Annotated in this window: 23 protein-coding genes; 6 read left to right on the top strand and 17 right to left on the bottom strand. The window is 63.7% G+C overall.

Annotated elements, in window-relative coordinates; translation table 11 throughout:
- Positions 1 to 107: 107 nt before the first annotated feature.
- A complete protein-coding gene (locus QAZ47_RS16960; RefSeq protein ID WP_278230117.1) occupies positions 108 to 392 on the top strand; it encodes a PilZ domain-containing protein in 285 nt (94 codons plus the stop codon).
- 318 nt (positions 393 to 710) lie between these two features.
- Here QAZ47_RS16960 and ilvC read toward each other — a convergent pair whose 3' ends face one another.
- The gene (gene ilvC, locus QAZ47_RS16955) at positions 711 to 1,730 is read right to left on the bottom strand and encodes a ketol-acid reductoisomerase (RefSeq protein ID WP_278201878.1); all 1,020 of its coding nucleotides are present in this window, start codon (positions 1,728 to 1,730) and stop codon (positions 711 to 713) included.
- Positions 1,731 to 1,859: 129 nt separating this feature from the next.
- Positions 1,860 to 2,537, bottom strand: coding sequence for a TetR/AcrR family transcriptional regulator (locus QAZ47_RS16950; protein ID WP_278230116.1), 678 nt, complete (start codon positions 2,535 to 2,537; stop codon positions 1,860 to 1,862).
- Positions 2,538 to 2,663: 126 nt separating this feature from the next.
- On the opposite strand from QAZ47_RS16950, the gene QAZ47_RS16945 reads away from it, so the two are divergent.
- The gene (locus QAZ47_RS16945; protein WP_278230115.1) at positions 2,664 to 3,098 is read left to right on the top strand and encodes a DUF1772 domain-containing protein; all 435 of its coding nucleotides are present in this window, start codon (positions 2,664 to 2,666) and stop codon (positions 3,096 to 3,098) included.
- Between the two features lie 21 nt (positions 3,099 to 3,119).
- On the opposite strand, the gene QAZ47_RS16940 is transcribed toward QAZ47_RS16945, so the two are convergent.
- Positions 3,120 to 3,575 (bottom strand): MarR family winged helix-turn-helix transcriptional regulator, encoded by a 456-nt coding sequence (locus QAZ47_RS16940; protein WP_278230114.1) that lies wholly within the window; start codon positions 3,573 to 3,575, stop codon positions 3,120 to 3,122.
- Between the two features lie 96 nt (positions 3,576 to 3,671).
- On the opposite strand from QAZ47_RS16940, the gene QAZ47_RS16935 reads away from it, so the two are divergent.
- Both QAZ47_RS16935 and QAZ47_RS16930 read left to right on the top strand, forming a co-directional pair.
- Positions 3,672 to 3,977 carry a Rieske (2Fe-2S) protein gene (locus QAZ47_RS16935; RefSeq protein ID WP_278230113.1) on the top strand — a complete coding sequence of 102 codons (306 nt, stop codon included), beginning with the start codon at positions 3,672 to 3,674 and terminating at the stop codon, positions 3,975 to 3,977.
- 1 nt (position 3,978) lies between these two features.
- Complete coding sequence (locus tag QAZ47_RS16930; protein WP_278230112.1) at positions 3,979 to 4,698, top strand: glutathione S-transferase family protein; 720 nt, start codon at positions 3,979 to 3,981, stop codon at positions 4,696 to 4,698.
- A 51-nt stretch (positions 4,699 to 4,749) separates the two neighbouring features.
- Here the strand turns inward: QAZ47_RS16930 and QAZ47_RS16925 are convergent, their stop codons facing one another.
- The gene (locus QAZ47_RS16925) at positions 4,750 to 5,160 is read right to left on the bottom strand and encodes a helix-turn-helix domain-containing protein (protein WP_278201872.1); all 411 of its coding nucleotides are present in this window, start codon (positions 5,158 to 5,160) and stop codon (positions 4,750 to 4,752) included.
- Between the two features lie 165 nt (positions 5,161 to 5,325).
- Between QAZ47_RS16925 and QAZ47_RS16920 the strand changes: the two genes are divergently transcribed.
- Entirely contained in the window at positions 5,326 to 6,219 is an 894-nt protein-coding gene (locus QAZ47_RS16920; protein ID WP_278230111.1) for an SDR family oxidoreductase, read from the top strand.
- Between the two features lie 37 nt (positions 6,220 to 6,256).
- Here QAZ47_RS16920 and QAZ47_RS16915 read toward each other — a convergent pair whose 3' ends face one another.
- From QAZ47_RS16915 to QAZ47_RS16900, 4 genes are all read right to left on the bottom strand, one after another.
- Positions 6,257 to 7,297: an aldehyde reductase gene (locus QAZ47_RS16915; RefSeq protein ID WP_278230110.1), complete on the bottom strand. Its 1,041-nt coding sequence runs from the start codon at positions 7,295 to 7,297 to the stop codon at positions 6,257 to 6,259.
- Between the two features lie 34 nt (positions 7,298 to 7,331).
- Positions 7,332 to 9,248: a potassium transporter Kup gene (locus tag QAZ47_RS16910; protein ID WP_278072816.1), complete on the bottom strand. Its 1,917-nt coding sequence runs from the start codon at positions 9,246 to 9,248 to the stop codon at positions 7,332 to 7,334.
- Positions 9,249 to 9,397: 149 nt separating this feature from the next.
- Entirely contained in the window at positions 9,398 to 11,314 is a 1,917-nt protein-coding gene (locus QAZ47_RS16905) for a potassium transporter Kup (RefSeq protein ID WP_278201869.1), read from the bottom strand.
- A gap of 91 nt (positions 11,315 to 11,405) precedes the next feature.
- The gene (locus tag QAZ47_RS16900; protein WP_278230109.1) at positions 11,406 to 12,146 is read right to left on the bottom strand and encodes a pyridoxine 5'-phosphate synthase; all 741 of its coding nucleotides are present in this window, start codon (positions 12,144 to 12,146) and stop codon (positions 11,406 to 11,408) included.
- A 160-nt stretch (positions 12,147 to 12,306) separates the two neighbouring features.
- On the opposite strand from QAZ47_RS16900, the gene QAZ47_RS16895 reads away from it, so the two are divergent.
- The gene (locus QAZ47_RS16895) at positions 12,307 to 12,702 is read left to right on the top strand and encodes an STAS/SEC14 domain-containing protein (RefSeq protein ID WP_278230108.1); all 396 of its coding nucleotides are present in this window, start codon (positions 12,307 to 12,309) and stop codon (positions 12,700 to 12,702) included.
- Positions 12,703 to 12,711: 9 nt separating this feature from the next.
- Here QAZ47_RS16895 and QAZ47_RS16890 read toward each other — a convergent pair whose 3' ends face one another.
- The 9 genes from QAZ47_RS16890 to QAZ47_RS16850 all read right to left on the bottom strand — a co-directional run bounded on the left by QAZ47_RS16890 (position 12,712) and on the right by QAZ47_RS16850 (position 23,480).
- Positions 12,712 to 13,839, bottom strand: a complete 1,128-nt coding sequence (locus tag QAZ47_RS16890) for an ATP-dependent RecD-like DNA helicase (RefSeq protein ID WP_278201866.1) — start codon at positions 13,837 to 13,839, stop codon at positions 12,712 to 12,714.
- A 147-nt stretch (positions 13,840 to 13,986) separates the two neighbouring features.
- The gene (locus QAZ47_RS16885) at positions 13,987 to 14,355 is read right to left on the bottom strand and encodes a nitrile hydratase accessory protein (RefSeq protein WP_278230107.1); all 369 of its coding nucleotides are present in this window, start codon (positions 14,353 to 14,355) and stop codon (positions 13,987 to 13,989) included.
- A complete protein-coding gene (gene nthB, locus QAZ47_RS16880) occupies positions 14,324 to 14,983 on the bottom strand; it encodes a nitrile hydratase subunit beta (RefSeq protein WP_278230106.1) in 660 nt (219 codons plus the stop codon). The genes QAZ47_RS16885 and nthB overlap by 32 nt, the downstream gene beginning before the upstream one ends.
- 13 nt (positions 14,984 to 14,996) lie before the next feature.
- A complete protein-coding gene (gene nthA, locus QAZ47_RS16875) occupies positions 14,997 to 15,602 on the bottom strand; it encodes a nitrile hydratase subunit alpha (RefSeq protein WP_278230105.1) in 606 nt (201 codons plus the stop codon).
- Positions 15,603 to 15,666: 64 nt separating this feature from the next.
- Entirely contained in the window at positions 15,667 to 18,825 is a 3,159-nt protein-coding gene (locus tag QAZ47_RS16870; protein WP_278230104.1) for an efflux RND transporter permease subunit, read from the bottom strand.
- Entirely contained in the window at positions 18,822 to 20,114 is a 1,293-nt protein-coding gene (locus QAZ47_RS16865; RefSeq protein WP_278230103.1) for an efflux RND transporter periplasmic adaptor subunit, read from the bottom strand. The genes QAZ47_RS16870 and QAZ47_RS16865 overlap by 4 nt, the downstream gene beginning before the upstream one ends.
- Before the next feature lie 214 nt (positions 20,115 to 20,328).
- Positions 20,329 to 20,925 carry a LysE family translocator gene (locus tag QAZ47_RS16860; protein ID WP_278230102.1) on the bottom strand — a complete coding sequence of 199 codons (597 nt, stop codon included), beginning with the start codon at positions 20,923 to 20,925 and terminating at the stop codon, positions 20,329 to 20,331.
- Between the two features lie 121 nt (positions 20,926 to 21,046).
- On the bottom strand, positions 21,047 to 21,619 hold the full coding sequence (gene ilvN / locus QAZ47_RS16855; protein WP_059185300.1) for an acetolactate synthase small subunit: 573 nt from the start codon (positions 21,617 to 21,619) through the stop codon (positions 21,047 to 21,049).
- A gap of 79 nt (positions 21,620 to 21,698) precedes the next feature.
- On the bottom strand, positions 21,699 to 23,480 hold the full coding sequence (locus QAZ47_RS16850) for an acetolactate synthase 3 large subunit (RefSeq protein WP_278230101.1): 1,782 nt from the start codon (positions 23,478 to 23,480) through the stop codon (positions 21,699 to 21,701).
- Between the last annotated feature and the right edge of the window lie 72 nt (positions 23,481 to 23,552).

Raw genomic sequence — 23,552 nt, 5'->3', positions numbered from 1 at the left:
CGGCGGTGGAAGCAATAACCCTAAATTTAGCAAGGGCGTCTATCAGTGGTGCCGGTGCCCCCACATGACGATCGCCGTATCGCGATTCGCTAGGATCGTGCCGTCCCATGGCTGAGAACGAGTTGAGAGGCAAGCACAGGCAACGCGTGCTGAAAGGCGCGGCGATCCTGACCGGCATCAACAATTCCGAGGTCAAGTGCACCGTGCGCAACATGCATCCCAGCGGCGCAGAATTGAAGGTGCCGATCGAGGCGCGCGTGCCGGACGAATTTCTTCTCTATGTGCCGATCGACGGCATCGGCTACAAGGCGATCGTCCGCTGGCGCCGCGAGGACCGCATCGGCGTCGAGTTCAACGGCACGGAACCGAAGCCGCATTGGCACTATGGGTGAGCGTGAAAAGCCGGCGGATCGCTCCGCCGGCTCCATGTTTCACGACCGGTGCTTGATGACAATTCGCCCTCCCGAGCCAGCTGGTGCGGGTTTCGAGAACCGGCCTGCGCCGGCGTAGCCTTCATAGAGCGAAGACACTACGAGGGCTTCGGCCGGCGAAGGCCGGAAGCGCAGAAACCTGCGGCAGATGGCGGGCAGGGTAGAATTGGCGCAAGCTTCCCAGTTCTTCGCCTTGTCGACCAGCTTGTTCTTGGCGATCTCCCCGCGCGACCGCAGGGCGAAGCCCGAGGACGCGCAAGGCAAACGAATGTGGATCGCTTAGTTCTTCGCCTTGTCGACCAGCTTGTTCTTGGCGATCCACGGCATCATCGCGCGCAGCTTCGCGCCGACTTCCTCGATCTGATGGCCGTCGTTCATGCGGCGGATGCCCTTGAAGCGCGACAGACCGGCGCGGTACTCCTGCATCCACTCGGAGGTGAACTTGCCGGTCTGGATATCCTTCAGGATGCGCTTCATCTCGGCCTTGGTCTCGGCGGTGATGATACGCGGACCTGAGACATATTCGCCCCATTCGGCGGTGTTCGAGATCGAGTAATTCATGTTGGCGATGCCGCCCTCATAGATCAGGTCGACGATCAGCTTGACCTCGTGCAGGCACTCGAAATAGGCCATTTCCGGCGCATAGCCGGCTTCCACCAGCGTCTCGAAACCGGCGCGGATCAGTTCGACCAGGCCGCCGCACAGCACAACCTGCTCGCCGAACAGGTCGGTCTCGCATTCCTCGCGGAAATTGGTCTCGATGATGCCGGAACGGCCGCCGCCGACGCCGCAGGCATAGGAAAGCGCGAGGTCGAGCGCGTTGCCCGAAGCGTCTTGGTTGACGGCGACCAGGCACGGCACGCCGCCGCCCTTCTGGTATTCGCCGCGCACCGTGTGGCCGGGGCCTTTCGGCGCGATCATGACGACGTCGACCGAGGCCTTCGGCTCGATCAGGCCGAAATGCACGTTGAGGCCGTGCGCGAAGGCGATCGCGGCGCCGTCGCGGATGTTCGGCGCGATCTCGTTCTTGTAGATGTCGGCCTGCAATTCGTCGGGCGTCGCCATCATCATCAGGTCGGCCCATTTGGCGGCGTCCGACACGCTCATCACCTTGAGCCCGTCGGCCTCGACCTTCTTGGCGGTCGCCGAGCCGGCCTTCAGCCCGATGGCGATCTCCTTGACGCCGGAATCCTTGAGGTTGAGCGCATGCGCCCGGCCCTGGCTGCCATAGCCGATGATGGCGACCTTCTTGCCCTTGATCAGATTGAGATCGGCGTCACGATCATAATAGACACGCATTTCGTCTTCCTTCCCGTTTTGAAGATCAGAGCATGATGCCGAAAACTGTGAAGCGGTTTTCGGACGACATCATGCTCTATCTCTTTGATTTGGAGCCGGATTCAGATTTCAGGTCGACTTGACCTGAAATCATCCGGCTCCGGGGCCTTGCGGCCGGTTGTTTGCTCTCCTGGTCTTCGACCCGTGGAGAGCGAGAAACTGCTGCGTCGCGCGGGCGGCGTCGTCACCGATTGCCGCCTCGGTCAATTGCAGCCGGTCGCCGAGCAGAAGCCGGATCTGCACGTCGCGGGCGACCAGCCCGAAGAAGGTCCGGAACGCCGTTTCGGCATCGTCGAAGTCGAGCAGCCCGGCCTCGCGCCCTGCTTCCAACACCGGCTTCAGGCGCCTGGCCAGCGCGAAACGCCCATTCTGCAGCACGATCGCGCCAAGGTCATCTTTGCCGGAGCCGGCATGGCCGACCGCCACGCGATTGAGCGCGATGGACGTATCGCTGGAAATCACCCTCAGCCAGTCGGAGGCGAAGCGTTCGAGACTTGCCGTCAGCGAAGCGAGGTCGAGGCCCTTGCGATCGACAGGCGCCACTCGCACTTTCGAAGCCTGCCATTGCACCGTCGCCGTCAGCAGCCCGTCGCGGTCGCCAAACCATTTGTAGAGCGTTTCCTTGGAGCAGCTTGCCCGCCGCGCCACCGCTGTCATGGTCAGGTTGTCGCCCTCCTCGACAAGCAGGCGCAGCGCCGCGTCCAGAACGGCTTGCTGCCGTTCGGTGAGTGCTTCGCTGTTGTCGATGTCTGGCACGCTGTGCAACACGCTTCCCTCGGATATCTCCACCGCCACGTAGACGTACCGTACGTTACGGTTCGGCTTCTATGCCGTATTGCCGGCAGCCATGCAAGCGCTATTTTCCGCCGATGGCTTCTCTTGCTGGAGGACAGGATGCCGGCCGGTCTGCTTGCCTTGGCCGTGGCTGCCGCCTTCACGGGCGCCGCCGTCTATGTCAGCGTCGCTGAGCAACCCGCACGGCTGGCCTTGGACGACAAGGCATTGCTGCGGGAATGGCAGCCTTCCTACAAGCGCGGCGCCGCCATGCAGGCCTCCATCGCCGTAGTCGCCTGCGCTCTCGGGCTGATTGCCTGGTGGCAAACCGGCGTGGCTGGCTTTCTGGCCGGCGCGGTGGCGATCATCCTGCCCTGGCCATGGACACTGCTGGTGATGATGCCGACCAACCGCTTGCTGGAAGCGATGAAGGTGGAGGCCGACAATCCGCAGGCAAGATCGATGATCGTCAAATGGGGCAAGATGCATCTGGTCCGCGTCGCGCTTGGCGCGCTGGCGACGATCGCGTTTGTTTGGGCCTCGCATCCGTCCTGAAAGCCCGGTCGGGCGGCGCTGTCATTCCGTGAATGGCGGATCGCGCAGCCGCCCGAGCAAACCAGCCAGCATCGCTAGCTCCTTGGCCGAAAGCTTGTCGCCCATTAGCTCCGATATGGCTTTTCCGTAGACCGCCCAGATGCGGCGGCGCGTCTCGCGCCCCGCCGGCGTGATGCGCACGGTCTGGCCGCGGCCATCGTCCGAGACGGGCAGCTTTTCCACCAGGCCATCCGCTTCCAGCCGGGCGAGCAGCCGCGAGACGTTGTACTGCGCCAGCAAGACCCGATCGATCAGCTCGAAAGGCCGCAAGCCGCCCTCGCCCGCCTCGGCAAGCTCGTGCAGCACGTCGTACCAGGCGAGCGGCGGCAGGCCGCCGGCTTTCAGGGCATCCTCCGTCTTTTCGACCAGCTGGCGCGACACGCGCATAAGGCGGCCCCAAGCTTTGATGGCTTCGGGCGCAGGAGATTTTCTCGTCATCGAGCGACTTTACTCGATAGATGCAATTGCATCAAGCTTGACGATCGATGCAGATGCATCCATATAGATGCAATTGCATCGACAAGGAGAACTTCGATGAAACATGAAATCTGTAAAGTGGCCGATGTCCCGCGGACCGGCAGCATGGTCGTGCCCTTCTTCGGCCGCGAGATCCATGTCTGGCGCAGCGGAGAGCGCATCCGCGCCGCGGCCAATGCCTGCCTGCATTTCGGCGGACCGCTCGACTGCAAGGACGGCGCCTTCGTCTGCCAGTGGCACGGCGCCCGCTTCGACATGGAAAGCGGCGAGCGCCTCGAAGGCCCGGCGCCGAAGGGCTCGCGCCTGATGTTCCTGTCGACCCGCGTCGAGGACGGTGCGCTGAACTATGTCTGGGGAGATTGAGATGACCGCAAGGCTAACACTGGTCAGCCATCACCTTTGTCCCTACGTCCAGCGCGCGGCGATTGCGCTCGCCGAGAAAGGCGTGTCGTTCGAACGGGTCAATGTTGACCTTTCGAACAAGCCCGACTGGTTCAAGGCCATCTCGCCGCTCGGCAAGGTGCCGCTGCTCCGCGTTCGACGCGGCGGCGGGGAAGAGGTTATTTTCGAATCCGCCGTCATCCTCGAATTCCTCGAGGAGACCGAGACCAATCCGCTGCATCCGGCCGATCCGCTCATGCGGGCGCGGCACCGCGCCTGGATCGAATTCGGCTCGGCCATCCTCAATGCGATCGGCCGCTTCTATTCCGCTGCCGATGAGGCCGCTTTTTCCCATGAAAGCAAGGCTCTGGCGCAAATGTTTGCCCGCGTGGAGGCGGAACTGTCGGAAAGGCGGAGCGGTCCGTGGTTCGCCGGCGACCGCTTCTCGCTGGTCGATGCCGTCTACGGGCCGATTTTCCGCTATTTCGGCACGTTCGACCATATCGACGATTTCGGCATTCTCGACGGCAAGCCTCTGATCCACGCCTGGCGCGAGGCCTTGAGCAAGCGGCAATCGGTCAAGGAAGCGGTCGGCGCCGACTATCCGCGGCGCCTGCACGCCTTCCTGCGGGCAAAGGGATCTTATCTGTCCGAGATCATCCGGCTGCAGGCCATTGAAACCCCACAAGCCCGATCGGCCTGAACGGGTCGATCACCGCTGGCGCTTCGATGCTTGTCGCCGATTGCGGATATCTCAGGCGTGCGCGGCATCGAATGCGGCGCGCGCATCGCGCACGGCATCGTGGTTGAGCTCGGCCCATTGGATGAGCATCTGCAACGGCGCGAACATCGATCGGCCGAGATCGGTGAGGCTGTACTCGACGCTCGGCGGCTTGGTCGGAAACACCTCGCGATGCACATAGCCGTCGCGCTGCAGCTCGTAGAGCGTCTGGGTGAGCATACGCTGCGAGATGTCGGGCACAAGGCGGCGCAGCTCCCCGAACCGGTAAGGCTTCTCGGCCAGGGCCATCACCAACAGTGAGCTCCATTTGCCGCTGATGCCCTGGATCACGTCGCGAACCGGGCAATCGGCGAAATTGCCGCCGCCGGTCATGGCCTTGTAGACCTCGAGCTTCGATTTCAGATTGAAGATCTTGCTGTCCATCGCGGCATCCATTGAGGCGGCGGCCGGCCACTGGTTCCCTGGCTGTGCCTACCTCCCGAAAAACTGCCTTCTTTACGGCCTTGGGTCAATACCTATTTTAGCGCTGGTCTCTTTTTGAGACCACCAACAGCACCCGCCCCTTGGCGCTATTTCAGGAAACCTCCCATGACCGAAACCCTCCTCGTCACCGGCGCTTCCGGCCATCTCGGCCGTGCCGTGGTCAACCATCTGCTGGATGCGCAGAAGGTCGCGCCGGCAAACATCATCGCCACCACGCGCAACCCCGAAAACCTCGCCGACCTCGCGACCCGCGGCGTCACCGTCAGGGCAGCCGATTTCGACGATCCGGCATCGCTCGAGAACGCGTTCAAAGGCGCCGACCGGGTGCTGATCGTCTCGACCGGCGAGCTCGACCTGAAGAGCGACCGGCGCCTGAGGCAGCATCAGGCGGCGGTCGCCGCGGCCAAGGCGGCCGGCGTTTCGCACCTGCTCTACACCTCGATGCCAAATCCCGAGCCCGTCTCGCCGGTGCTGTTCGCCGGCGATCACTACGGCACCGAACAGGCGATCAAGGCGAGCGGGATTCCCTACACCATCTTCCGCAACGGCTGGTATCAGGAGAACCTGTTCCTGGCCCTGCCGCACGCCATTGCGTCCGGCAAGTGGTACACCTCTGCCGCCGATGGCCGCATCGCCCATGGCGCGCGCGACGACATGGCCGCTGCCATCGCCGCCAGTCTCGCCTCCGGCTCGAAGGAGAGCGCCACCTACACGCTGACCGGTCCGCAGGCCCACACGGTCGGCGAGATCGCTGCCCTGGTGACCGAAGTCACCGGCAAGCCGCTCGAAGTCATCCAGGTGCCGGACGAGGCTCTGACCGAGGGCGTCAAGGCGGCGGGGCTTCCCGAGGACTTTGCCCGCATCATCGTGTCGTTCGACGCCAACACCCGCTCCGGCCGCATCGGCATGGTGACTGACGCGGTCGAGACGCTGTCGCGGCGGAAGCCGCAAACGTTGAAGCAATTCCTGGAAGCGAACAAGGCCGCCCTGCTCGGCTGAAATCGGCGCGCCTCGGATGTCTCGCCCCCGGGGCGCGCTATTTCGCTCTTTTGAGCAACCCGAGCCGGATCAGGCTTTCGCCGGTCGCGACGAGCGCGTCTTCGCGCGATCGCGGCGCCCAGCCGAGCATACGCATCGCCTTCGTGCCCGTGGCATTCTTCGCCTTGCCGAGTTCCGTCACGATCTGGGCCGCCTGCCCGTCGAACAGCCCGACAAACCTCACCAGCCAGTCGGGCAGCACTCGCGTGGTAACGCGCGCCGCCGCATTGCCCAGTCGCGCTTTCAGCGCCTGCGCGATTTCCAGCGTCGTCATGAAATCGCCGCTGATGGCCAGGAACCGCTGGCCCTTGGCAGCAGGATTGGTCATGGCTCGGAGATGCAAATCCGCCACGTCCCGCACGTCGACGACGCCGAACACCATGCGCGGCAGACCCGGCATCTCGTCATCCATCAGGCGTCTTATGAAGTCGGTCGAGGTCGAATGGTCCGGGCCCAGGACCGGCCCGAAAATCCCGACCGGATTGACGACGGCCAGCTCCGATGCGCCGCCTTCGCGGCCAACAAAGTCCCAGGCAGCCCGCTCGGCAAGCGTCTTCGACTTCACATAGGCGCTCACCTGCTCCGAAAGATTGGTCCAGTTCTCTTCCGTGAACGGGCGGCCGTGAACTGGCGTCTGGCCGTAGCCAATGGCGGCGAAGGACGAGGTGAGCACCACCCGTTTCACCTTCGCGTCGCGCGCGGCCCGCAGCACGCGCAGCGCTCCTTCACGCGCCGGAACGATCAGCTCGTCTTCGTGCTTGGGCACGCCGGGCGGGAAAGGCGAAGCCACGTGAAGGATATGGTCGCAGCCGGCGACCGCTTCCGGCCAGCCTGCGTCAGTTATGAGATCGGCATGGGCGAAGGAAAGCGCGTCACCGGGCTCGGCGCCGCCCACTTTCAGCATCGCGAGAACATCGGCTTCGCGCCTGGCGGAGCGGACGGTGGTGCGAACCCGGTAGCCTGCCTGCAAAAGCGCCAGAATGCAGTGAGCGCCGAGGAAGCCGGACCCGCCGGTGACGAGCACCAATTCGCCGCTCATACCCGCCTCCGGTCACTCTATGCCTTGCAGGCCCTCAAATGGCGACCTGCGTGCCGATCTCGACGACGCGTCCCGTGGGAATCTGGAAATACTCTGTCGCATCCGCCGCCGTCTTCGCAAGACCGATGAACAGCCTGTCCTGCCATATCGGCATGCCGGAATTGGGCGAAGCCTTCAGCGAGCGGCGGGACAGGAAGAAGGACGTCGTCATGATGTCGAACTTCCAGCCCTGCTTGCGGCAGATCGCCAGCGCGCGCGGGATGTTCGGCTGCTCCATGTAGCCGAAGGTCAGTGTCACCCGCATGAACAGCTCGTTTACCGTCTCCATCTTCACCCGCTCGCTATCGGGCACCACCGGCTGCGGCGCCGTCACCACCGAAAGGATGACGTTCTGTTCGTGCAGCACCTTGTAGTGCTTCAGGCTATGCATCAGCGCGGTCGGCGCGCTCAGCGGATCGCTGGTCAGGAACACGGCCGTGCCCGATACCAGTTGCGGCTTCTTCTTCAAAAGGTTCGCCGCCAGGAAGTCGAGCGGGATCTCGTTGCGGCGGGTCTTGTCGAAGAGATAACGGCTGCCGCGCACCCAGGTCCACATGCCGAGGATGATGGCAAAGGCAACGGCCAGAGAAGACCAGCCGCCCTCGAAGACCTTGACGATGTTGGAGGCGAAGAAACCGATGTCGATGAGCGCGAACATTGCCGTCAGCGCGACCGCCGGCCAGATGTTCCACTTCCAGATGCGCGTCATCACGACGAAGAGCAGCGTCGTCGTCACCAGCATGTTGCCGGTCACCGAGATGCCGTAGGCCGAGGCAAGTCTGCTGGACGCGCCAAAGCCGACCACCAGCAGCATCACCACGAGCGCCAGCAGCATGTTGACGCGCGGCATGTAGATCTGGCCGGACTGTTTCTCCGACGTATGCAGTATCTCGAGACGCGGCAGCATGTTGAGCTGCACCGCCTGCCTGGTCAGCGAATAGGCGCCGGAAATCACTGCCTGGCTGGCGATCACCGTCGCCGCCGTCGCCAGCGCCACCATGGGGATGAGCGCCCAGCCCTCGTTCATTTCGAAGAACGGATGGCCGACCGTGCCGCCCTTGGCGAGCACAAAGGCTCCCTGCCCGGCATAGTTCAAGAGCAGGCACGGAAACACGATCGCCAGCCACGCCAGCACGATCGGCTTGCGGCCGAAATGGCCAAGATCGGCATAAAGCGCCTCGGCGCCGGTCACCGCCAGAAACACTGCGCCGATGGTCACGAAGGACACATCGGGCGAATTGATCAGGAAGGCGACAATGTAATGCGGGCTGATAGCCCACAGGATCTCGGGGTCGTCGACGATGTGATTGATGCCGGAAAGCCCGATGGCCAGGAACCATATCGCTGTGACCGGGCCGAACACCAGGCCGACGCCACCCGTGCCGAAGCGCTGCACGGCAAACAGGATGGCGAGGACGAGCAGTGTCAGCGGCACGACATAAGGCTGGAAGGCCGGCGTCACGACCTCCAGGCCTTCGACCGCCGAAAGCACCGAGATCGCAGGCGTGATCACCGCGTCGCCGAAGAACAGCGACGCCCCGATGATGCCGATGCCGAGGATGATCGCCGAGCGCGTGGGGAAACTGCCGCGCACCAGCGCCATCAGCGAGAGCACGCCGCCTTCGCCGCGGTTGTCGGCGCGCAGCACGAACATGATGTATTTTATGGTGACCGTGATGGTGAGAGACCAGATGATCAGCGACAGCACGCCGAGAATATCGGCCCGGTTGGCGACGTCGCCACCCGACGAGGCGTGCAACGCCTCACGGAACGCGTAGATCGGGCTGGTTCCGATATCGCCGTAGACCACGCCCAGCGCGCCCAGCATCAGCACCTTGGTGCTGTGTTGCTCTATTTCCGGATGCCCCGTTTGGTCGACGGGTTCCGCCTCAGCACCATTGGCAAGGGCCATGGACGATACTCCGATAAAATGCGCGGTGCTCTACGCTTGCTGCGGTGCAATATCAAGTGCCCTGGCGTTAGGGCTCCCATGCCACCAATGCAGGGCTCCACCTGCGTCGGTCCATTCAAATCTATTGCACAAAGCGCCGGCTTGAAGGGTCAGATCGCGACCTGAGTGCCGATCTCGACCACGCGCCCGGTGGGGATCTGGAAATACTCCGTCGCATCCGCCGCCGTGCGCGCTAGGCCGATGAACAGTCGGTCCTGCCAGACCGGCATGCCGGAGTTGGGCGAGGCCTTCAGCGAACGCCGCGACAAGAAGAAGGACGTCGTCATGATATCGAACTTCCAGCCCTGCTTGCGGCAGATCGCCAGCGCGCGCGGGATGTTCGGCTGCTCCATGTAGCCGAAGGTCAACGACACCCGCATGAACAGCTCGTTGACGGTTTCCAGCTTCACGCGCTCGCTGTCCGGCACCACCGGCTGCGGCGCAGTCACCACGGAAAGGATGACGTTTTTCTCGTGCAGCACCTTGTAGTGCTTGAGGCTGTGCATCAGCGCGGTCGGCGCGCTCAGCGGATCGCTGGTCAGGAACACGGCGGTGCCCGACACGAGTTGCGGCTTCTTCTTCAGGAGATTTATCGCCAGGAAGTCGAGCGGGATCTCGTTGCGGCGCGTTTTGTCGAACAGGTAGCGGCTGCCACGGATCCAGGTCCACATGATCAGCCCCATGATCGAGGCAACCGTGATCGACACCCAGCCGCCTTCGACGATCTTGACCACATTGGCCGAGAAGAAGCCGAGATCGATGACGCCGAAGAGCAGCGCCAGCACCACGGCAGCCGCCAGCTGCCATTTCCAGAGCCAGCGCATCACCACGAACAAGAGGACTGTCGTCATCAGCATCTCGCCGGTCACCGAGATGCCGTAGGCGGAGGCCAGAGCGCTCGAGCTGCCGAAGCCGACGACCAGAAGCATCACGCCGAGCGCGACCAGGAGATTGACCCTCGGCATGTAGATCTGGCCGCTTTGCATCTCGGAGGTGTGCTGCACCTCGATGCGCGGCAAGAGGTTGAGCTGCACGGCCTGCCTGGTCAGCGAGAACGCGCCGGAAATCACCGCCTGGCTGGCGATGACCGTCGCTGCCGTCGCCAGGCCGACCATCGGCATCAGCGCCCATTCGGGAAGCATCTGGAAGAACGGGTTGGTCGGCTTGCCGCCATGCGAGAGCACGAAGGCGCCCTGCCCGAAATAGTTCAGCAATAGGCAAGGGAAAACCACCGAGAACCACGCCAGCACGATCGGCTTGCGGCCGAAATGGCCAAGGTCGACATAGAGCGCCTCGGCACCGGTGACCGCCAGAAAAACCGCGCCGACGGTGACGAAAGCACCCGTCGGGGTCGTGGCCAGGTAATAGACCGCATAGTACGGATTGACCGCCAGAAGAACGGAGGGATCGTCCACGATGTGATAGAGGCCGGCAACGCCGATTGCCAGGAACCACGTCGCCGTCACCGGGCCGAAGACGGCCGCCACTTTGCCTGTTCCAAAACGTTGCACGGCAAAAAGGACCGCCAGGATCACCAGCGTGATCGGGACGACATAGGCATCGAGCGCCGGTGTCACGACCTCCAAGCCCTCGACCGCGGAAAGCACGGAAATGGCCGGGGTAATGATCGAATCTCCGAAGAACAACGCCGCGCCGCAAAGGCCGATCGCCAGGATGAGGCGTGAGCCCTGTGGATAGGCGCTGCGCGCGAGCGACATCAGCGACAGCGTGCCGCCCTCGCCCTTGTTGTCCGCCCTCAGCACGAAGGCGACATATTTGATCGTGACGATGATCGTCAGCGCCCACACGATCAGCGACAGCACGCCAAGCACGTCGTGACGGGCAACCGCCCCCGACGAGGCATGAAGCGCCTCCCGAAAGGCGTAGATCGGGCTGGTGCCGATATCGCCATAGACCACGCCGAGCGCGCCGAGCATGAGCACCTTGGTGCTGTGCTGCCGTTCGGCTTCGGCATGGTGCGAGTGTTCGAGGATTTCCGACTCGCCGCTGGCGTTGGCTAGCACCATTGACCCCACTTTATCGGATTCGCGGTACTCGAAGGCCACGCAACACGCTGGAGCCGCGACAATCGCCGGGACTACGCAAGGCTTCCTCGCCCTACCATCCGCAGGCCTTCAAGAACCGCCCAACCGTGCCGGCCATGCCATACTCCAGCGCATCCGCTGTCAACCCATGTCCAATCGATACTTCGGCCAATGCCGGGATACGCTTGGCGAGCGCTGGCAGGTTGTTCACGGTCAGGTCGTGGCCGGCATTGACCTCAAGCCCCGCCGCATGGGCCGCATCCGCGGTCTTTCCCAGTCTTTCCAACTCCTTGGCCGCCTTGGCGGTATCGGAATGGTAACCGCCATAGGGCCCGGTATAGAGCTCTATCCTGTCGGCGCCGGTATCGCGCGCGGCATTCACGCCGGCCGGATCGGCGTCGGAAAACAGCGACACGCGAAACCCGCCCTTCTTCAGCCGCTTGACGATCGGCGTCAGGAACGCGGCCTGGGCGACGAAATTCCAGCCATGGTCCGACGTCGCCTGCGCCGGATCGTCCGGCACCAGCGTCACCTGTTCCGGCTGGTTCTTCTCGACAAGCGCCAGGAAATCCTCGGTCGGATAGCCTTCGATGTTGAATTCCGCCTTGGGGAACTCATCGTCGATCAGCGCCCTGATTTCCGGCAGGTCGGAATGCCTGGTATGCCGCTCGTCGGGACGCGGATGGACAGTCAGTCCATGCGCGCCGGCGGCAAGCGCGATGCGGCCAATTCCGGTAACGCTCGGCCACGGCAGATCGCGACGGTTGCGCAGCATGGCGACGGCGTTGAGGTTGACTGAAAGCTTTGCGGGCATGATCCGGCGTCCAGTTGAACAAATACTCAGAGCGGCTCGGCGATCTTGTCAAACACTGAACCGCTGTGCTGGCGCGCATCTATAGCGCCTTTGCAGGGAACAGATAGAGGGTTTCCGGTGTTCCAGAGGACGAGATGGTGGCCAACGCAAGGATTTGCCAGTGAATTCCCTCGATGCTGTGCCGGCGATACGCCGCATCGACACCAACCGAGACGCACTTTTCGCCATCGACGTGGTCGGGGATGTTTCGCCGGCCGACGCCGAAAATCTGTTCGGCCTGCTGGAAGCGGCCTATGCGCTGCATCCGAGGATCGACGTGCTGGTGCGGCTGACCGATCACGGAAGCATCGACTGGACCAGCATATCGCAGGAGACCCTCCGGCAGGGCGCGGCCCATGTGCTCGAACATGTGGTGCGCTGCGCCGCGATCGGCGATCCGGCTTGGGCATCCTATGTCCAGGCCTTTTTCCCGAGGACCTTGCCTTTCGAATTCAGGCACTTCGACAGCGACGACGAGCCGTCGGCGTGGCAGTGGCTCGGCGCCAGGTCGGCGTGACCAGCCACGTCATCGCACGATTGTCAGCCGCTCGGCCGCGCGGGTGATCGCCGTATAGAGCCAGCGCTGCCTTGTCTCCTTGAACGCCCAGCTCTCGTCGAACAGCACGACGTCGTTCCATTGCGAGCCCTGCGCCTTGTGCACCGTCAGCGCATAGCCGTAGTCGAAATCATCGAAGCGCTTCTTCTGCTGCCAGGGGATTTCGGCGTCCGGATCCTCGAACGCCGCCTTCAAAAGCTTGATCTTGGCGACGCCGCGGTCGGGATCGTCCTCCTCCGGCGAGACCAGCAGGTTGATGCCGGGCTTCACCGTCTCGCGCGACGAGGTCATCACCTTCCACAGCGAGCCGTTGAGCAGCCCCTTGGCCGGATCGTTGCGCAGACACACCAGCTTGTCGCCGGCCTGCGGATAGTCGGCATTGAAACCCTTCAGCTCGCGCAGCCGCTGGTTATAGCGGCGCCGCGTGCGGTTGGTGCCGACCAGCACCTGGTCCGCCTTCAGCACGAGCTCCTGGTTGACGCCTTCTCTGCCGATCACCTGCGCAGTGCCATAGTCGCCATGCATGAACTCGCGGCCCTCGCGCACGTCGAGCGCCAGCCGGATGATCGGATTGTCGCGTGCCTGGCGATGGATTTCGGTGAGCAGCACATCCGGCTCGTGCTCGGTGAAGAAGCCGCCGCCCGAGATCGGCGGCAGCTGCGCGGGGTCGCCCAGAACGAGGATCGGCGTGCCGAAGCTCATCAGGTCGCGGCCAAGCTGCTCGTCGACCATCGAGCACTCGTCGATGACGACCAGCTTGGCGCGCGCGATCGGACTTTGCCGGTTGAGCGCGAAGGTCGGCGAGATCGAGGTCTTGCCGGTCACTTCGTCCTCGACCGATTCCTCGCCCCTCGGCCGGTAGATCAGCGAGTGGATGGTGCGCGCGTTGATCGCACCCTTGGAGCGCAGCACCTGGGCAGCCTTGCCGGTGAAGGCGGCGAACTGCACCTGCCCGTCGACATGCTCGGCGAAATAGCGCGCCAGCGTCGTCTTGCCGGTGCCGGCATAGCCGAACAGGCGAAAGACCTGCGGCCGGCCGTCCTTCAGCCAGCGCCCGACCGCCTTCAGAGCCTCGTCCTGTTGGGGAGAGAATTCCATCAGCCCGACAGACCGGATTCGCGAGCGAAATACAAGATTGGACGTCCCATCACCAGTATCGCCGGCGATGATCTCATTTGCTACCGGCCCGGCACGCTATCAGCAGCAAACAAGAACGTAAAGGGAACAAGCCTGTTGGAGTCCATGCTACCTGCTAGGCCCCGGATCGTTTTCCAGCAGGATCGGCTTGCCGTGCGGGGTGGCGTGTGCGGCGCGTTCCCAGGCGGCGGCGAGTTCGTCGACCTCGCCCTTGCCGGCGATGCCTTTTGACGACAGCAGCTTTTCCAGCGCCGCCAGCCAGTGCTCGTAATAGTCGTGGCCGTCGCTTGCGGCGTCCGGTTTCTTCACCTCGGCCGACAATGCATCCGCCCACTCGCTCCACGAAAACAGGCCCTTGTCGTGCAGCGCGACCGTCATGGCGAAAGCTTCCGCCTGCCATGGCTCCGCAAACACCGGATCGTCGAAAACCGTCGGCCGTTCGCTCTTAGGCCGGCTCAAGATAGCTCTCCCAGGCATCGATGGAGACGATCAAAGTCGGATCGGCGCCCTCGCCCCAGATCTCCGCGCCGTCGAAAGCCACCGTATAGACCCATTGCGGGTTCTCGCCCATGCCATGCGCATTGCTGTCGGGGAACACGAAGCCGTCGCGCACCGCCTCGACCGTTCCGTTCTTGCCGCGCGCGTAGCGCGGCAGGCGCGTATGCCCGGTGGGGTTGAAATTCTTCGTCCGCACGCGATCGCCTGCTCGGAATCGCGCCGGCGCGGCGACCGGTCGGTCGCACGGCCCGCCCTTGGCGAGCACCGCCGGCACGTCCGCCGCCTTCAGCACGCGCTTGGGCGTCGCGGCCGGATCGACCCCCTTGCCGGCCGCGAGGTCGCCCTCGCTAACAAAGCCGTGACGCTTCAAGAGCGTCTCCAGCGCCTTGATCCAGATCTGGTAGTAGCTCGAGGCGTAATAGTCGGCCGGATGCAGCGATTCCCGCGCATGCCGGCTCTCGTCTATGTTCCAGGCGCCCATGGCGCCGGCGGTGAGCGTCACGCCGAGCGCGCGCTTTTCCCATTCGGCGTGGAAATAGGGCTCGTCCTTTTCGGGCGCGACCGGTCCGAACCCCATCTGCCCGCCGAGATCCTGCGGCCCGTTCATGCCGGCTCCTCCCTCATCCCGGCTCTTTGGCGAGTGCCGTGCCGATCATCGCGTCGCGGCTGACCAGCCCGGCAAGCTGTTCCTCGCTCCAGCTCTCGGTGCCTTCAGGGCGCATCGGCACCACCAGATAGCGCAGCTCGGCGGTCGAATCCCAGACGCGGATCTTCTTATCCTTGGGCAGCGTCAGCCCGAACTCCTCCAACACGCTGCGCGGATCGATGACGGCTCGCGAGCGGTAAGGCGGCGCCTTGTACCAGACCGGCGGCAGGCCGAGCACCGACCACGGGTAGCAGGAGCAGAGCGTGCAGACGACGAGGTTGTGCGTCTCCTCGGTGTTGAAAACGGCCTGCATGTGCTCACCCTGGCGGCCGCTATAGGAGAGCGATTCGATCGCCGCCGTCGCGTCGCGCTTCAGCCATTCGGCATAGGCGGGATCGCTCCAGGCCTTGGCCACCACCCTTGCGCCGTTGCGCGGGCCGATCTTCGTCTCGTAGGTATCGACGATGACGTCGATGGCCGCCGGGTCGATCAGGCCTTTCTGGGTCAGGATCGTCTCGAGCGCGCGCACGCGCGCCGCGAACGGGTCGAGCTCGTTGTCGTGGTCGTGATCATGGGACATGGCACCAGACTAGGATCGCCGACAAGCCGCCGCAAGCACCACGCCTTGGGCCAGAAGCGGTGGCCTACTCTGCAGCCACCTTTTTCGGCTCGGCTTCTTCGTCGGAGTCGAACAGCGAACGCTGCTCGACAGGCTCGACCGCGTGCAGCGCCGGCCGGCTCTTCTTCGACGAGAAGCCGAGCAGCCAGCCGGAGAAGTTTTCGAAATAGACGTAGATCACCGGCGTGACGAACAGCGTGAGCGCCTGCGAGGCGAGCAGGCCGCCGACGACGGCGATGCCGAGCGGCTGGCGCAGCTCGGCGCTGGCGCCGGTGCCGAGCGCGATCGGGAACGTGCCCATCAAGGCGGCCAGCGTCGTCATCATGATCGGCCGGAAACGCATCAGGCATGCCCTGTGGATGGAATCCGTGGCCGACATGCCTTGCCGTCTGAGTTCCAGCGCCACGTCGACCATCATGATGCCGTTCTTCTTGACGATGCCTATCAGCATCAGGATGCCGATCACCGCGATGACCGACAGGTCCATGCCGGCGAAGCGCAGAGCCAGCACCGCGCCAAGCACCGCCGACGGCAGGCCGGTGAGGATGGTGAGCGGATGGATGAAGCTCTCATAGAGCATGCCGAGTACGATATAGATCGTCAGGATCGCGCCGCCGATCAGCAGGCCCTGATTGGCGAGCGAATCCTGGAAAGTCTTTGCCGTGCCGGCGAAGCTGGTCGAGATCGCCTTCGGCATGCCGATCTGCTCTTTCAGCTGGTCGATGCGGGTCACTGTGTCGCCGAGCGACACGCCCTGCGGCAGGTTGTAGGAGATCGTCACCGCCGGCAGCTGGCCGAGCTGGTTGACAGTCAGCGCGCCTGCCGTGCGATCGACATGGGCGAAGGCGCCGAGCGGCACCAGGCTGCCGCTCGCCGTCCTCACCTGGATGGCCAGCATGCGCTCTGGCGACCACTCGATGTTCGGATCGAGCTCTGTGATCACCTCATAGCTGTCGGCCGAACCGAAAATGGTTGAAACCTGATCGGTACCGAAACCGCCATAGAGGGCTGATCGCAGCGTGCTGGTGTCGACGCCGAGCTGGGCGGCCTTGTCGCGGTCGACCACCAGCGTCGCCTGCAGGGCGTTGTTCTGCAGATCGCTGGTGACGTCGGTGAATGTCGTGTGGTCCGCCGCCATCGCATCGTTGAGCTTCTGCGCCCAGATATCGGTCTGGCCGGTATCGAGGCCCTGAACCACGAGCTGGTAGGCGCTGGCGGAAGAGCGCGAACCCAGCCGGAGATTCTGAACCGGCTGCATATAGGTCTCGATGCCGGCGACGCCGGCCAGTTGCCGCCGCAAGTCCGAGAGCACCTTCTCGATATTGGGCCTCTGGTCCTTGTCCTTCAGCTGCACATAGAGCTGGCCCTGGTTCAGCGCGTTGTTGCCGCTGCCGGCCGACCAGGCCACATGCGCCACGTAAGGCGAATGCGCGAAGACATTCGCCACCTGGCCCTGCAGCTTCACCATGGCGTCGAAGGAAATGTCCTGCCGGGCCATCGTCGTCACCGAAATCTGGCCGATGTCCTCCTGCGGGAAGAAGCCCTTCGGCGAGGCTTGGATCAGCCAGACCGACGCCGCCGCCGTGCCGATGAAGACGAGGAACACGAAGAAGGTGTGCCGCAGGCAGAAGCTGAGCAGCCAGTCGTAGCCGCGCGTGAAGAGGTCACGGCCGTGGCCTTCACCATGCGCCTCGCGGTCGGCTTTGGTCACCGACAGCAGCCGCGAGCACAGCATCGGCGTCAGCGTCAGCGACACGAACATCGACGCCAGGATGGCGACCGTCACCACGACCGCGAATTCATTGAAGATGCGGCCGATGACGCCGCCCATCAGAAGCACGGGGATGAACACCGCCACCAGCGAGATCGAGATCGAGATGATGGTGAAGCCGATCTCGCGCGCTCCCTTCAGCGAAGCGTCGAAGGCCGACAGCCCATCGTCTTCCATGTGACGGAAGATGTTTTCGAGCATGACGATGGCATCGTCCACGACGAGGCCGACGGCGAGCGTGAGACCCATCAGCGAGATGTTGTCGATCGAGAAGCCGAACAGGAACATCGCGCCCAGCGTGGCGATCAGCGAGATCGGCACGGCCACGGCCGGGATGATCGTCGCGGTCAGCCGGCGCAGGAAGACGAATATCACCATCACCACCAGGGCGACGGTCAAAAGCAGTGTGAACTGCACGTCGTCGACAGCCTGGCGGATCGAGGTCGAACGATCGTTGAGCAGCTTGATGCTGGCGGCGGCCGGCATCTGGTCCTGGAAGGACGGCAGCATCGCCTTGACCTTGTCGACGACGTCGACGGTGTTGGCGTCGGGCTGGCGCTGCACGGCCATGATGATCGCGCGGGTACCATCGTACCAGCTTGCGGTGGTCGTGGTCTGCACCGAATTGACGACGCGGGTCACCTCGCCCAGCCGCACCGGGTGGCCGTTCTTGGTGGCGATGATCAGGTCGGAGAACCCGGCGGCGTTGTCGAGTTGGGTGTTGGCGGTGATGGTGAGCTGCTGCTTGTTGTTCTGCAGCACGCCGAGCGGTGTGTTGCTGTTGGCCGACGCGATAGCCGCCTGCAGCTGATCGATCGAGATGCCGCGCGCGGCAAGCGCGGTCGGATCGATCTGGATGCGCACCGCATATTTCTGCTGGCCGAAGATCGAGACCTGCGCCACGCCGTCGATGGTCGACAGCGACGGCGAGATGACGTTTTCGGCGAAGGCGTCGAGATCGGTCAGCGGGACCGTGTCGCTGACCAGCGACATCAGCAGGATCGGCGCGTCGGCCGGATTGACCTTGCGATAGCTCGGCGGCGCGGTCATTTCCGGCGGCAGCGATCTTTGCGTGCGCGCGATCGCCGCCTGCACATCCGCGGCCGCCGCGTCGATGTTGCGGTTGAGCACGAACTGAATGGCGATCGAGGTCTGGCCGAGCGAGTTGGTGGTCGAGATCGAATCGATGCCGGCGATCGTGGAGAACTGTTTGATGAGCGGCGTCGCAACGGACGTCGCCATCGTCTCCGGCGAAGCGCCGGGCAGCTGGGCCGAGACGTTGACCACCGGAAATTCGGCGCTCGGCAGCGCCGCGACCGGCAGGAACTTGTAGGCAAAGATACCGCCCAGCACGAGGGCGAACGACATCAGCAGCGTGGCGACGGGTCTGCGTATGCAGAATTCGGAGATCATGGCCGCGCCCCGCCCGCCTTGTCAGCACCACTCGCCTTGTCGGCTTCCGCGACCTTGGGAGTGGCTTGATCGGCGCCGTTGCCGGCGGTCTTGCCTTCGTGGACGGCGGCGCCGTCCTTCAGCCTGGTCTGACCTTCGACGACGACTTTCTCACCGCTCTTCAGCCCCTGGCTGATGGCGCTGTTTTCGCCTTCCGTCAGCGCCACTTGCACCGGCCGCATCTCGACTGTGTTGTCGGGCTTGACGACATAGACGAAGGAGCCCTTCTGACTGGGCTGCACCGCGACCGTCGGCACCGAGGTCATCTGCGGCATCGTGCCGGCGTCGAGCACGACGTTCACATATTGGCCCGGCCAAAGCGAAAGATCGGAGTTCGGTATGCTCGCCCGCGTGGCGATGGTGCCGGAGGCGGTGTCGACGCTGGAATCGACGAAGTCGAGCGTGCCCTTGCCGATCGGCGTCGGATTGCCGTCCTTGGTCAGCGTCACGTCCCCTTGCTGCGGGTTCGCCAACTCCTTGTGCAACAAGGCAAGGTCGCCTTCCGGCAGCGTGAAATTCACCTGCAGCGGGTCCATCTGCGTGATGGTGACGAGCGGCGTCGTGCTGCTTGAGTTGCCGTTGCTGGTGGTGACCAGATCGCCGACTGCGACATTGACGGCGCCGAGCCTGCCGGCGATCGGCGCTGTGATCGTCGCATAGCTGAGCTGGACCGTATCGAAATCGATCGTCGCCTTGTCGGCGTCTATGGTCGCGGCCGCGGACTTCTGCGCTGCTAGCGCCTGATCGTAGGTCTGCTGCGTGCCGGCCTGCCTGGCGACGAGATCCTTGGCGCGCTGCAGATCGGCCTGGGCGCTCACCAACAGCGCCTGGTCCTTGGCGAGCGTCGCCTGGTCCTTGGCAAGCTGCGCCTTCAGCGCGCGATCATCGAGCGCGAAGAGGAGGTCGCCGGCCTTGACCATTTGCCCGTCCTTCACTGCGATCGACACGATCTGGCTGGAGACACGGGCGTTCACGCTGACCACCGACGGTGAGGAGACGAATCCGATGGCGTAGCGGCGGATCGGAAAATCGGCGGTCGTCGCGGTTGCCGAAACGATCGAGGCCGAACGCGGACCACCCCCGCCCTTCTGGTCGCCCGATGCCTTGGCCGTCTTGTCTGCGCTGGCTGCGTCGGCCTGCTGGCCCGAGATCAGCTGCCGGACCTTGCCCATCGTGGCAGGCGAAAGATAAAGGCCGGCACCTGCAAGACAGGCCAGCGCAACGACGGTAGTGGCGATTTTTCCGCGCATCGACAATGAGCCCTCTACCCGACACGCCGATCTCGGTGGTCCATTCTAGCTCGTTTCACGGCGCCTCGCCGCGATTTTCGCCGAATAGATAGGACAAGGCTTTGGCGGAAAAGGGCCAAAACGCGGCATTACGAAGATTTAATGTGCACTGCACAATCGCTGTGCAGCCGGCTAATGTGCCGTGGCGGACCCTTTCACCGGCCTGCGAATGTGCTCAGCGCAGCATCGGCCAGAGCGTTGCCGCCAAGAGCAGACCCATGGCGATGTTGAACCATTTCAGCCGCACGGGATTCGACAGGAAGCCGCGCAGCGCAGTGCCGAATCCGGCCCACACGGACACGCTTGGCAGATTGACGATGGTGAACGCGACCGCGATCAGCGCCACCGAGACGAACGGGTGGTCCGCATCGGTGTAGACGGCCATGGCGGTGATCGCCATCACCCACGCCTTGGGATTGACCCACTGGAACGCCGCGGCGTCGATGAAGCGCATCGGCCGCGCCTCCGCCCCTTTTTTGTCGCTCATCGAGCGTGACATGGCGATCTTCCAGGCGAGGTAGAGCAGGTAGGCGGCGCCCGCGATTTTCAGCGCCGTGTGCAGCGCGGGAACCGCCGTCAGCACCGCGCCGAGCCCGAAACCGACGGCCAGCAGCAGCACCAGAAAGCCGATGCTGATGCCCAGCATGTGCGGAACGGTTCTGACGATGCCGAAATTGACGCCAGAGGCGAGCAGCATGAGGTTGTTCGGTCCCGGCGTGATCGAAGTCACGAAGGCGTAGACCAACAGAGCAAGGAACGCGTTGAGGGACATCATATCCTCCCTGGATATGTCAGTCTTATTGTCCTTTTTTAGCGGACGCGCAAAAGCCACGGATGGGCGACTGCCGGACCAGAGAGGTTGAAGCAGTGCGAGCGGAGAGTTGCCGGCGCGCTCACATGCCCTGCGGGCCGCGGTTCATCGCCGCCACGCCGGTGCGGCAGATTTCGACCAGGCCGAGCGGCTTCATGATGGCGATGAACTGATCAAGCTTCGAGCCCTTGCCGGTGATCTCGAAGATGAAATGCTCGGTGTTGGCGTCGATGACGCTGGCCCGGAAGGCATCCGCCAGCCTCAGCGCCTCGACGCGGGCGTCGCCCGTTCCGGCGACCTTGACCAAGGCAAGCTCGCGCTCCAGCGGCCGCTCCTGGCCGAGCTCGTGCGAGCGAACGGTAAGGTCGACCACGCGATGCACCGGCACGATGCGCTCGAGCTGATGCTTGATCTGCTCAAGCACATGCGGCGTGCCGCGCGTCACGATGGTGATGCGCGACAGATGCTTCTCGTGTTCTGTCTCCGAGACGGTCAGGCTTTCGATGTTGTAGCCGCGCCCCGAGAAAAGGCCGATGACCCGGGCAAGCACGCCCGGTTCGTTGTCGACCAGCACGGAAAGCGTGTGCGTTTCCGGCTTCTCGGTTTCCTTGGCGATGAAATAGGCGGAGCCCGTCGGCTGGAGCTGTGCGTTCATGACGTGAATCTCGACTTCAATCTTTTGGATCTAACACTCTGTTTCCACACGGCCTTCCAGCCGCGACGTTAGCTCGCGGCTACACCAGTTCCCTGCCCTTGGCGTCGATGGCGTTGGCCACCGCTTCGTCGGTCGCCTCGTCGGGCAGGAGCATCTCGTTGTGCGCCTTGCCCGACGGGATCATCGGGAAGCAGTTGGCCAAAGTCGCCACGCGGCAGTCGAAGAGCACCGGCTTCTTCACCGAGATCATCTCGCGGATCGCATCGTCCAGCTCGTCCGGCTTGTCGCAGCGGATGCCATGGCCGCCATAGGCTTCCGCCAGCTTGACGAAATCCGGCATCGCCTCGGTGTAGGAATGCGACAGACGGTTGCCGTGCAGCAGCTGCTGCCACTGGCGCACCATGCCCATATACTGGTTGTTGAGGATGAAGATCTTGATCGGCGCCTCATACTGCACAGCCGAGCTCATCTCCTGCATCGTCATCTGCACCGAAGCGTCGCCGGCGATATCGATGACCAGCGCATCCGGGTGCGCGATCTGCACGCCGAGCGCCGCCGGCAAACCGTAGCCCATCGTGCCCAGCCCGCCCGAGGTCATCCAGCGGTTCGGCTTGTCGAAATGATAGTGCTGTGCCGCCCACATCTGGTGCTGGCCGACCTCGGTGGTGATGTAGGTGTCCATATCCTTGGTCAGCGCATAGAGCCGCTGGATCGCATATTGCGGCATGATCACGTCGCTGTTCATCTTATAGGCGAGCGAGTCCCGCGCGCGCCATTTCGCGATCTGCTCCCACCACGGATAGAGCGCCTTCTTGTCGGCCTTGGCGGTCGCCCGCCACAGCCGCACCAGATCCTCCAGCACCCGGCCGACATCGCCCAGGATCGGCACGTCCGCATGAACGTTCTTGTTGATCGAGGACGGATCGATGTCGATATGGATCTTCTTCGAGTTCGGCGAGAAGGCATTGAGCCGGCCGGTGATGCGGTCGTCGAAACGCGCGCCGATGCAGACCATCACGTCGCAGTCGTGCATGGCCATGTTGGCCTCGTAGGTGCCGTGCATGCCCAGCATGCCGACCCAGTTCCTGCCGGAAGCCGGATAGGCGCCGAGCCCCATCAGTGTCGAGGTGATCGGGAAGCCGGTGAGGTCGACCAGCTCGCGCAGCAGATGGCTGGCTTCCGGACCGGAATTGATGACGCCGCCGCCACTGTAGATGATCGGCTTCTTGGCGGCGGCCATCAGTTCGACGGCGGCCTTCACCTTCTCGAGGTCACCCTGGACCTTCGGCTGGTAGCTGGTGCGCGGCGCCGTCTGCGGCGGCACGTAGATGCCCTTGGCGAACTGCACGTCCTTCGGAATATCGACCACGACGGGACCAGGACGCCCGGTGGTCGCCACATGGAAGGCTTCGTGGATGGTTGCGGCGAGATCGTTGACGTCCTTCACTAGCCAATTGTGCTTGGTGCAGGGCCGCGTGATGCCGACCGTGTCGCATTCCTGGAAGGCGTCGGAGCCGATCAGCGAAGTCGGCACCTGGCCGGTGAGACAGACCAGCGGAATGGAATCCATCAGCGCGTCCTGCAACGGCGTCACCGCATTGGTCGCACCGGGGCCGGACGTCACCAGGAGCACGCCGGCCTTGCCGGTCGAGCGGGCGTAGCCTTCGGCCGCATGGCCGGCCCCCTGCTCATGCCTGACCAGGATGTGCTCGACCTCGTCCTGCTGGAATATCTCGTCATAGATCGGAAGGACCGCGCCGCCCGGATAGCCGAAGACATGCTTGACGCCGTTGTCCTTCAGCGCCTGCACCACCATTTCGGCACCCGTCATTTCGCGCCGCTCGTTCTGTCCGTTGCTCATCGGTCTGGTCCCGTACTGGTCGCCATCTGGCGATTGCTGGTCGTTTAGTTGGGTTTTGGGCAATAAAAAAGG

Origin of the sequence: Mesorhizobium sp. WSM4904, assembly GCF_029674545.1 — a bacterium.
Taxonomy (GTDB): Bacteria; Pseudomonadota; Alphaproteobacteria; order Rhizobiales; family Rhizobiaceae; genus Mesorhizobium.
The sequence above is the reverse complement of the archived record's forward strand: the minus strand, read 5'-3'. Positions and strand labels throughout refer to the sequence as shown.

What these genes read in the sequence shown, in the direction of transcription:
- QAZ47_RS16960 (WP_278230117.1), top strand. Translation starts at nt 108, where the DNA reads ATGGCTGAGAACGAGTTGAGAGGCAAGCACAGGCAACGCGTGCTGAAA.
- ilvC (WP_278201878.1), bottom strand. Translation starts at nt 1,730, where the DNA reads ATGCGTGTCTATTATGATCGTGACGCCGATCTCAATCTGATCAAGGGC.
- QAZ47_RS16945 (WP_278230115.1), top strand. Translation starts at nt 2,664, where the DNA reads ATGCCGGCCGGTCTGCTTGCCTTGGCCGTGGCTGCCGCCTTCACGGGC.
- QAZ47_RS16940 (WP_278230114.1), bottom strand. Translation starts at nt 3,575, where the DNA reads ATGACGAGAAAATCTCCTGCGCCCGAAGCCATCAAAGCTTGGGGCCGC.
- QAZ47_RS16935 (WP_278230113.1), top strand. Translation starts at nt 3,672, where the DNA reads ATGAAACATGAAATCTGTAAAGTGGCCGATGTCCCGCGGACCGGCAGC.
- QAZ47_RS16930 (WP_278230112.1), top strand. Translation starts at nt 3,979, where the DNA reads ATGACCGCAAGGCTAACACTGGTCAGCCATCACCTTTGTCCCTACGTC.
- QAZ47_RS16925 (WP_278201872.1), bottom strand. Translation starts at nt 5,160, where the DNA reads ATGGACAGCAAGATCTTCAATCTGAAATCGAAGCTCGAGGTCTACAAG.
- QAZ47_RS16920 (WP_278230111.1), top strand. Translation starts at nt 5,326, where the DNA reads ATGACCGAAACCCTCCTCGTCACCGGCGCTTCCGGCCATCTCGGCCGT.
- QAZ47_RS16915 (WP_278230110.1), bottom strand. Translation starts at nt 7,297, where the DNA reads ATGAGCGGCGAATTGGTGCTCGTCACCGGCGGGTCCGGCTTCCTCGGC.
- QAZ47_RS16910 (WP_278072816.1), bottom strand. Translation starts at nt 9,248, where the DNA reads ATGGCCCTTGCCAATGGTGCTGAGGCGGAACCCGTCGACCAAACGGGG.
- QAZ47_RS16905 (WP_278201869.1), bottom strand. Translation starts at nt 11,314, where the DNA reads ATGGTGCTAGCCAACGCCAGCGGCGAGTCGGAAATCCTCGAACACTCG.
- QAZ47_RS16900 (WP_278230109.1), bottom strand. Translation starts at nt 12,146, where the DNA reads ATGCCCGCAAAGCTTTCAGTCAACCTCAACGCCGTCGCCATGCTGCGC.
- QAZ47_RS16890 (WP_278201866.1), bottom strand. Translation starts at nt 13,839, where the DNA reads ATGGAATTCTCTCCCCAACAGGACGAGGCTCTGAAGGCGGTCGGGCGC.
- QAZ47_RS16885 (WP_278230107.1), bottom strand. Translation starts at nt 14,355, where the DNA reads ATGCCTGGGAGAGCTATCTTGAGCCGGCCTAAGAGCGAACGGCCGACG.
- nthB (WP_278230106.1), bottom strand. Translation starts at nt 14,983, where the DNA reads ATGAACGGGCCGCAGGATCTCGGCGGGCAGATGGGGTTCGGACCGGTC.
- nthA (WP_278230105.1), bottom strand. Translation starts at nt 15,602, where the DNA reads ATGTCCCATGATCACGACCACGACAACGAGCTCGACCCGTTCGCGGCG.
- QAZ47_RS16870 (WP_278230104.1), bottom strand. Translation starts at nt 18,825, where the DNA reads ATGATCTCCGAATTCTGCATACGCAGACCCGTCGCCACGCTGCTGATG.
- QAZ47_RS16865 (WP_278230103.1), bottom strand. Translation starts at nt 20,114, where the DNA reads ATGCGCGGAAAAATCGCCACTACCGTCGTTGCGCTGGCCTGTCTTGCA.
- QAZ47_RS16860 (WP_278230102.1), bottom strand. Translation starts at nt 20,925, where the DNA reads ATGTCCCTCAACGCGTTCCTTGCTCTGTTGGTCTACGCCTTCGTGACT.
- ilvN (WP_059185300.1), bottom strand. Translation starts at nt 21,619, where the DNA reads ATGAACGCACAGCTCCAGCCGACGGGCTCCGCCTATTTCATCGCCAAG.
- QAZ47_RS16850 (WP_278230101.1), bottom strand. Translation starts at nt 23,480, where the DNA reads ATGAGCAACGGACAGAACGAGCGGCGCGAAATGACGGGTGCCGAAATG.